The organism is Rossellomorea sp. YZS02 (assembly GCF_033963925.1).
Taxonomy (GTDB): domain Bacteria; phylum Bacillota; class Bacilli; order Bacillales; family Bacillaceae_B; genus Rossellomorea.
Genome location: NZ_JAXBLY010000023.1, coordinates 64,827 through 71,191 on the forward strand (window position 1 = coordinate 64,827; position 6,365 = coordinate 71,191).

8 protein-coding genes are annotated in these 6,365 nt (G+C 37.4%); 6 read left to right on the plus strand and 2 right to left on the minus strand.

What is annotated here, in order from left to right:
* The first annotated feature begins 206 nt into the window (after positions 1 to 206).
* From SLH55_RS19925 to SLH55_RS19935, 3 genes are all read left to right on the plus strand, one after another.
* The gene (locus SLH55_RS19925; RefSeq protein WP_219169282.1) at positions 207 to 1,364 is read left to right on the plus strand and encodes a DUF5667 domain-containing protein; all 1,158 of its coding nucleotides are present in this window, start codon (positions 207 to 209) and stop codon (positions 1,362 to 1,364) included.
* 141 nt (positions 1,365 to 1,505) lie between these two features.
* Complete coding sequence (sigI, locus tag SLH55_RS19930) at positions 1,506 to 2,261, plus strand: RNA polymerase sigma factor SigI (protein WP_219169280.1); 756 nt, start codon at positions 1,506 to 1,508, stop codon at positions 2,259 to 2,261.
* Complete coding sequence (locus SLH55_RS19935) at positions 2,258 to 3,343, plus strand: anti-sigma factor domain-containing protein (RefSeq protein ID WP_219169278.1); 1,086 nt, start codon at positions 2,258 to 2,260, stop codon at positions 3,341 to 3,343. Before sigI ends, SLH55_RS19935 begins: the two co-directional genes overlap by 4 nt.
* 84 nt (positions 3,344 to 3,427) lie before the next feature.
* Here SLH55_RS19935 and SLH55_RS19940 read toward each other — a convergent pair whose 3' ends face one another.
* The gene (locus SLH55_RS19940; RefSeq protein ID WP_034763616.1) at positions 3,428 to 3,628 is read right to left on the minus strand and encodes an alpha/beta-type small acid-soluble spore protein; all 201 of its coding nucleotides are present in this window, start codon (positions 3,626 to 3,628) and stop codon (positions 3,428 to 3,430) included.
* A 266-nt stretch (positions 3,629 to 3,894) separates the two neighbouring features.
* Between SLH55_RS19940 and SLH55_RS19945 the strand changes: the two genes are divergently transcribed.
* Positions 3,895 to 5,247 carry a TrkH family potassium uptake protein gene (locus tag SLH55_RS19945; RefSeq protein WP_219169276.1) on the plus strand — a complete coding sequence of 451 codons (1,353 nt, stop codon included), beginning with the start codon at positions 3,895 to 3,897 and terminating at the stop codon, positions 5,245 to 5,247.
* A gap of 82 nt (positions 5,248 to 5,329) precedes the next feature.
* Here SLH55_RS19945 and SLH55_RS19950 read toward each other — a convergent pair whose 3' ends face one another.
* Positions 5,330 to 5,854, minus strand: a complete 525-nt coding sequence (locus SLH55_RS19950; protein ID WP_219169274.1) for a hypothetical protein — start codon at positions 5,852 to 5,854, stop codon at positions 5,330 to 5,332.
* 167 nt (positions 5,855 to 6,021) lie between these two features.
* On the opposite strand from SLH55_RS19950, the gene SLH55_RS19955 reads away from it, so the two are divergent.
* Together SLH55_RS19955 and SLH55_RS19960 are read left to right on the plus strand one after the other, a co-directional pair.
* The gene (locus SLH55_RS19955; RefSeq protein WP_219169272.1) at positions 6,022 to 6,180 is read left to right on the plus strand and encodes a hypothetical protein; all 159 of its coding nucleotides are present in this window, start codon (positions 6,022 to 6,024) and stop codon (positions 6,178 to 6,180) included.
* Positions 6,180 to 6,326, plus strand: a complete 147-nt coding sequence (locus SLH55_RS19960) for a hypothetical protein (RefSeq protein WP_320324322.1) — start codon at positions 6,180 to 6,182, stop codon at positions 6,324 to 6,326. Before SLH55_RS19955 ends, SLH55_RS19960 begins: the two co-directional genes overlap by 1 nt.
* Positions 6,327 to 6,365: the final 39 nt, after the last annotated feature.

Sequence of the window (6,365 nt, forward strand, 5' to 3'; positions counted from 1 at the left end):
CTTTTTTTATAAAACCATATTCTTTAAGGCGATACCCCTTTCATCACGGGATTCGATGGCAGATTTATGCATTAAGTAAGTGCTTCATTCAGACCCTTCTTAATTTTTATTTGGATAAAACCCCCTCAAAAAAAAATCTTCATACGTAACTCCTTTAATAAGGCGATCGATCGGCCAAATCAAAAAACAGTCCAGAGGTGTTACATATGAAGAAACAATCAAAAATCATGAAATCATCCTTAGCAGTACTTGTAGCAAGTTCTATCAGCTTTCCAAGTTCATTAGCGTTTGCAAATTCCAATGACGAAAACTTTGATTCCATCAAATTAGAACAAGGTACAACAAATGAAACGGTGGCAGTGAACGACGATGCCATGCTAAATTCGGCCAAAAAGGAAATCGAAAATCTGAAGGAATCTACAGAGACTCCTTCCCTGCTTCCTGGTGACTTTTTCTATTTTGCAAAGGTAGCCATTGAGAAAATTCAGCTTGCTTTTACAATGGATGACGCAAAAGAAGCTAAGTTGTTAGCTGAATATGCATCAGAAAGATTGGCAGAAGTCGAAGCGCTCTTTAAAGATGGCAAACAAGAAGAAGCCATCGATGCCTTAAATAACGCTATCGAAATGATTGAACAATCTGAAGATCAGTGGTCGGATGATGAAAGTGAAGAGGATTCAACAGTAGAAGACAAAGAAGAAGCTGATTCTGATGAAACCGTGGTAGAAGAAGACGACGCTACTGATGAAGATTCTGTAATAGAAGAAGAAAAAGCCGATGATACTGATATAGAAGAAAAAACTGAAGAGAATTCAGATGACATGAGTGAAATGGAAGAAATGATGGCTCAAAACATCCTGTCTCTTAAGGCGAACTTAGAAAAAGTAAAAAACCCTAAAGCAAAAGCGGCTCTTCAGAAAAATATAGAAAAGAGCTATATGAAATTAGCTGAAAAGCTCGCAAAAATTGAAGAAAAAGCAGCTAGAAAAGCTGAGGCAGAAGAAAAAACTGAAGCAGAAGATGAGCTAAATATAGAAGAAACAACAGTGGAAAACAATGAAGCAGTTGAGGCTGATGCAAAAGAGTCAGTTGATGAGACTACTGAGGTAGAAGTAAAAGAAGAAAAGGCTGCACCAGTAACAGTTAATCCACGTGTAGAGAAAAAAGAAGCAAAAAGCGAATGGAAAAATCAACATAAAGAGATAAAGCAAGAAGCAAAAGAAGCACGTAAACAAGAGAAAGAAGAAGCAAAGGAATACAATAAAAAGAAAAATGAAGAAAAGAAACATCATTCAAAATCAGATGAGAACCGCCAGCACGGAGAAAAAGGTAAAGAACACGGTAAGGGTCACCATAAAGAATAATATTCCAGGATCACACGGTAGAGGCTGAACGTTGTCTGAACATCAGTCAGAAAAGGGTTGTCATACAACCCTTTTCTCCCTATTCTCCTTTTACATTCAATATCTTATGAGTATAATAGTGTGCAGGATGGGGTGAGGCTGATGTTAAATGTATTACTATTTCTACTCGCTAAACAAAAGAAAAAGCAATCGCTTGAAGAAATGGCGGTTAGAATACAAAATGGTGATGAACAATTATTAAATGCAATTCTTGAAGACTATAAGCCCTTTATTAAAAAAACGGTTTCTTCCGTCTGTAAAAGGTACATTTACGAAAGTGATGATGAATTCAGTATCGGTCTGATTGCCTTTCATGACGCTATCTTGAAGTATAATCATGAGCGAGGATCCTCTCTCATCAGTTTTTCTGAAGTCATCGTCAAACGAAAAGTAATTGATTATATCAGAAAAAATGGGAAGTTTCAGGATATAAGCATTGATATGAGTCTGGTTGATGACGGTGATGAAGTTGCCAATTTGACTATCGATCAAATTGTTTCTGTAGATGAATTTACAAAACAGGAGGAAGCAAACAAGAGACGTGAAGAAATTTTGTCATTCCAGGAACAACTGTCTCACTACAAGTTGTCCTTTCACGAGCTTGTCGAGCATTCCCCAAAACATGAAGACGCGAGACTGAATGCCATTAAAATTGCCAATACGGTAGTGAGTTCACAAGAAATAGTGGATTATCTTATAGAAAAAAAACGGTTACCAATAAAAAAATTAGAGAAGCAGGTAAACGTAAGCAGAAAGACCATTGAGAGAAACAGGAAATATATTATAGCCATTTCTCTTATCCTTATGGGGGATTATGTATATTTACGGGATTATTTAAAAGGGCGGTTAGAGATATGAAAAAAGGGATCATTATGGAAATCAAACAGGATATCCTGGTTATGATGACACCAGAAGGGGAATTTTTGAATGGAAGAAAGCATCCCGACCAACAGTACTCAATAGGGGAAGAAATCCCATTCTTTCCGGTACATAAAGAATCGACAAACACCAAGCCATTTCTTAAATGGAATTGGAGAATTTCGACTTCATTGATTACGGCCCTGGTCTTCATCATTGCCCTGTTTTCAAGTGCTGTGTTACAGGACGATCGGGCTTACGCCTATGTTTCTGTCGATATCAATCCCAGTATGGAATTAACATTGAATAAAGAACAAAAGGTCATAGAAATCAAGCCATTCAATGATGATGCGAAAATTCTACTAAAGAAGATGAGTAAATGGGAAGATAAAGATGTTGGTAAAGTGACTAAAATGATCTTTCAGTTAAGTGAAAGATTAGGGTATTTAAAGGAAAATCAAAATGTCATCATCACTTCTTCCTTCATTGATGATACCGATCACAAAAAGGAAAATGAATTACTCGATGAACTTAATGAGTTTGTTCAGGATTACAGTTCGGATCATCGCTCTAACATCATCGTGAAAGAAACGTCTCAACAATTTAGGGAAGAAGCATCGGAAAAAGGAATGACTGCTGGTTCCCTCATTCGTGAAAAGGAACAAAAAAATAACGATTATGGGATCGAACCGGAAAAAGAGAAAGCCGTGATCAAGGAAGAAAATAAGAAGCCAGACACGGTTCATGAAGAAGAGAAGCCCAAAGAGAAGAACAAAAAGGCGAATCCTTCTATAAAAGAAGAGAAATATAACAACAATAAGGCCGATGGTAGACCTGATGATCAGTACAAACGTGAAAATCCTCGCCTGGAAAAGAATGAGGAGAAAGAAAAACCGGATCATCCAGAACATAGTAATTCTTCTCATAGTGACAAATGGTACAGAGGAAATGGCCAATCAGGCAATGACCATAGAGATGTTAGAAACAGAAATCAGGATTACGATAAGAATGATGGCCATCATAACAGCAAAGAAGAAAAGAAAGATGACCATTGGGATCGAAAAGAAGACAAAAAAGATTAATGGAAGAGACTCATTCATGGAATGGGTCTTTATTTTTGACGAATTAAAGGGTAGCCGGTAAACACCAGCTACCCATATGCCATATTATTTAGTTTGTTGTCCAGTCAGTTGAGACTGAGCTTGCTTTACAAGACGCTTAGTGATTTCTCCCCCGACGGATCCATTAGATCGTGCAACAGTATCTGATCCTAGAGTCACACCAAACTCCTGAGCGATTTCATATTTCACTTGATCAAGGTATTGTTCAACACCAGGAACGAGTAATTTATTTGAACTTCTAGCCATGGTCGTTTTCCTCCTTACTGATAAATTTGAAACAATGAATGTTTCAGTAGTACTATTATTGGTATTAACCAAGTCGAACATGAATGGTAATATTTCGCCGAAATTGCATTGTTTGTATTAAAATAAAGGATTATGATTCTAATTTGTTTAAGAGGTTTTTATTAAAGGAAGAATAAACATAAAAGAAATTATCCATTTTTCCTTTCAATCTTCTGCTATATTCTTTAAGATAGAAAAGGAAATAAAGTTGAAAGGGAAATACATATATGTGGTATAAGCTTAGATATAATTTAAATAAATTAACTCCTGCACAAGTCATCGTTACTTATTATTTTCTTGCCGTGACGATTGCCACGATCCTGCTCAGCCTTCCCATAGCACATAAATCCGGGGCTGAGTGGAGTTTTTTAGATGCAATTTTCACAGCTGTCAGTGCTGTGAGTGTGACGGGATTAACCGTTGTGAGTACCGTTGATACATTTAATACGACAGGTATCTTCATTCTAATGTTTGTTCTTCAATTTGGTGGAATAGGCATCATGACTCTCGGAACGTTCTTCTGGTTGATTGTCGGGAAGAAGATAGGCTTGAAAGAACGCCGTTTGATCATGACCGACCAGAACCAGACGAGCCTGGCAGGTCTAGTTAGTCTGTTAAAGCAAATATTACTTTTGATCATCTTTATTGAAATCGTAGGGGCATTTATTTTAGGCGTCTATTTCTTTGGCTACTACCCGACGTGGCAGGAAGCCTTTCTTCAGGGACTATTTGCATCCGTGAGCGCAACGACAAATGCTGGATTTGATATTACAGGTCAGTCACTCATTCCTTATGCCAATGACTATTTTGTTCAGTTCATTAACATCATATTACTAACGCTTGGTGCTATTGGATTTCCCGTTCTGATTGAGACGAAGGATTATCTTATGAGCAAAAAGCGAAACAGACATCACTTTTCATTATATTCAAAGATCACTACCGTTACTTTTTTTGGATTGATGGTATTTGGAACATTAGTCATATTCATCTTTGAATATAATCGCTTTTTTAATGGCATGGAGTGGCATGAGTCCTTCTTTTATGCCTTCTTCCAATCAGCCACAACGAGGAATGGGGGACTCGCTACGATGAACGTCGCCGAGTTTTCATCTCCTACCTTGTTGGTCATGAGCGCACTTATGTTTATAGGGGCTTCACCCAGCTCCGTCGGTGGTGGAATCAGAACGACGACTTTTGCACTGAATATTTTATTTTTATTCCATTTTGCCAAAGGGAATCAAACAATCAAAATATTCAAGAGGGAAATTCACCAGCAGGATGTCATTAAATCCCTTGTAGTGACGATGATGGCCATTTTCATCTGCTTTCTATCTGTCATCATCCTCACCTTCACAGAGGATCATTCTATTATGGAAATTGTCTTTGAGGTTGCCTCTGCGTTTGGAACGACGGGACTTTCCATGGGCATTACTTCAGAACTATCGTCTGTTGGAAAATGTGTCATTATCGCATTAATGTTTATCGGTCGAGTGGGAATCCTTTCATTCCTCTTTATGATAGGAGGAAAAGAAAAGACAGCAAAATATCATTATCCAAAAGAACGGGTCATTATTGGATAACCTTTTGAAAACGATGCTCATTGGAGCATCGTTTTTTTTACTGCAAATGAATAGTACATAGTGTGAGACGAGAGGATGCTGTTTATTTCAATGCAGAATAAGGTACGTCGAAGTAGAGGAGGAGGAATATGATGATGGGAAAAGAAATGACCCAACCTAAGATTGGATTTTTATGATGGACGATCAGTACTGTGAACATCATAAGATTAAAGAGGATATCCCAACTCAAACCCCATCCGTGATGATACGTCATCATTCCAAAAAAGTAGGAAATACCTTCAGTAAGCCCATAGATACTCGTCCATAAAAATATCCACCCAATCTTCCCAGGAAAGCTGGAGGGGAGTCTTCCGATAAAGATGGAGATAGTCACTGTATATTGAATCATCATTTTACTCAATGAAACCAGTGTATGATTTAGATGAAGGAAGTTACCGAAGGGAGTAACCGGACGGAATTCCCACATCGAATAGTCATATAAAAGAAATTGTGAAAGTAAGTCCCCGATAATGAAAAACAATAACGTGGGGTAATAATGATAGAAATCCTTCCAATTGCCAAATTTCCAACCAATCAAAGCGTATGCCAATAAGAAAAGTAATATCATGTCAGATCCTCATTCTGCCTTTTTGCTTAGTTTTCGGTTAAACATTTGTTTTATTCAAGATTTTCTATAAGCCTCTAAGATCATTGCTTTGCCTGAAATGCCTATTATTAGAAGAATGGAAAAGGAGCCGAAGGGAAAAATAAGGTCAGCAAAGGAGATGAGTCATTATGAAGAGAAAAGCACAATACAATGCAGCAGAAAAAAACAATCAAACCCCGCTTAAAAATAAGCAAGAAACTGAATTTTCGGCTGAATTCACCCAGGGAGAAGACCCGGCAAAAGGAAAAAACAGAAATTCATCAAAAGGTAAAAAGGGAAGAGGCTGATGAAAGAAAAAAAACAGTCCTTTCGTGAAGAATTTGGCCAGGAATTTGGAGATGTCAATGCAGCCAAGATTTTTGAAGTGACACAAAAACAAACAAAAACACAAGAAAAAAAGAAAAAGAGGCTGGGACAAAAGGGTTTCAGATAAAGAAAAATCCGAACGAGTGATTTGATAAAAATCTAACTC

Bases quoted from the DNA above. Each gene is read 5' to 3' on its own strand.
- SLH55_RS19925 (WP_219169282.1), top strand. From the start codon at position 207: ATGAAGAAACAATCAAAAATCATGAAATCATCCTTAGCAGTACTTGTA.
- sigI (WP_219169280.1), top strand. From the start codon at position 1,506: ATGTTAAATGTATTACTATTTCTACTCGCTAAACAAAAGAAAAAGCAA.
- SLH55_RS19935 (WP_219169278.1), top strand. From the start codon at position 2,258: ATGAAAAAAGGGATCATTATGGAAATCAAACAGGATATCCTGGTTATG.
- SLH55_RS19940 (WP_034763616.1), bottom strand. From the start codon at position 3,628: ATGGCTAGAAGTTCAAATAAATTACTCGTTCCTGGTGTTGAACAATAC.
- SLH55_RS19945 (WP_219169276.1), top strand. From the start codon at position 3,895: ATGTGGTATAAGCTTAGATATAATTTAAATAAATTAACTCCTGCACAA.
- SLH55_RS19950 (WP_219169274.1), bottom strand. From the start codon at position 5,854: ATGATATTACTTTTCTTATTGGCATACGCTTTGATTGGTTGGAAATTT.
- SLH55_RS19955 (WP_219169272.1), top strand. From the start codon at position 6,022: ATGAAGAGAAAAGCACAATACAATGCAGCAGAAAAAAACAATCAAACC.
- SLH55_RS19960 (WP_320324322.1), top strand. From the start codon at position 6,180: ATGAAAGAAAAAAAACAGTCCTTTCGTGAAGAATTTGGCCAGGAATTT.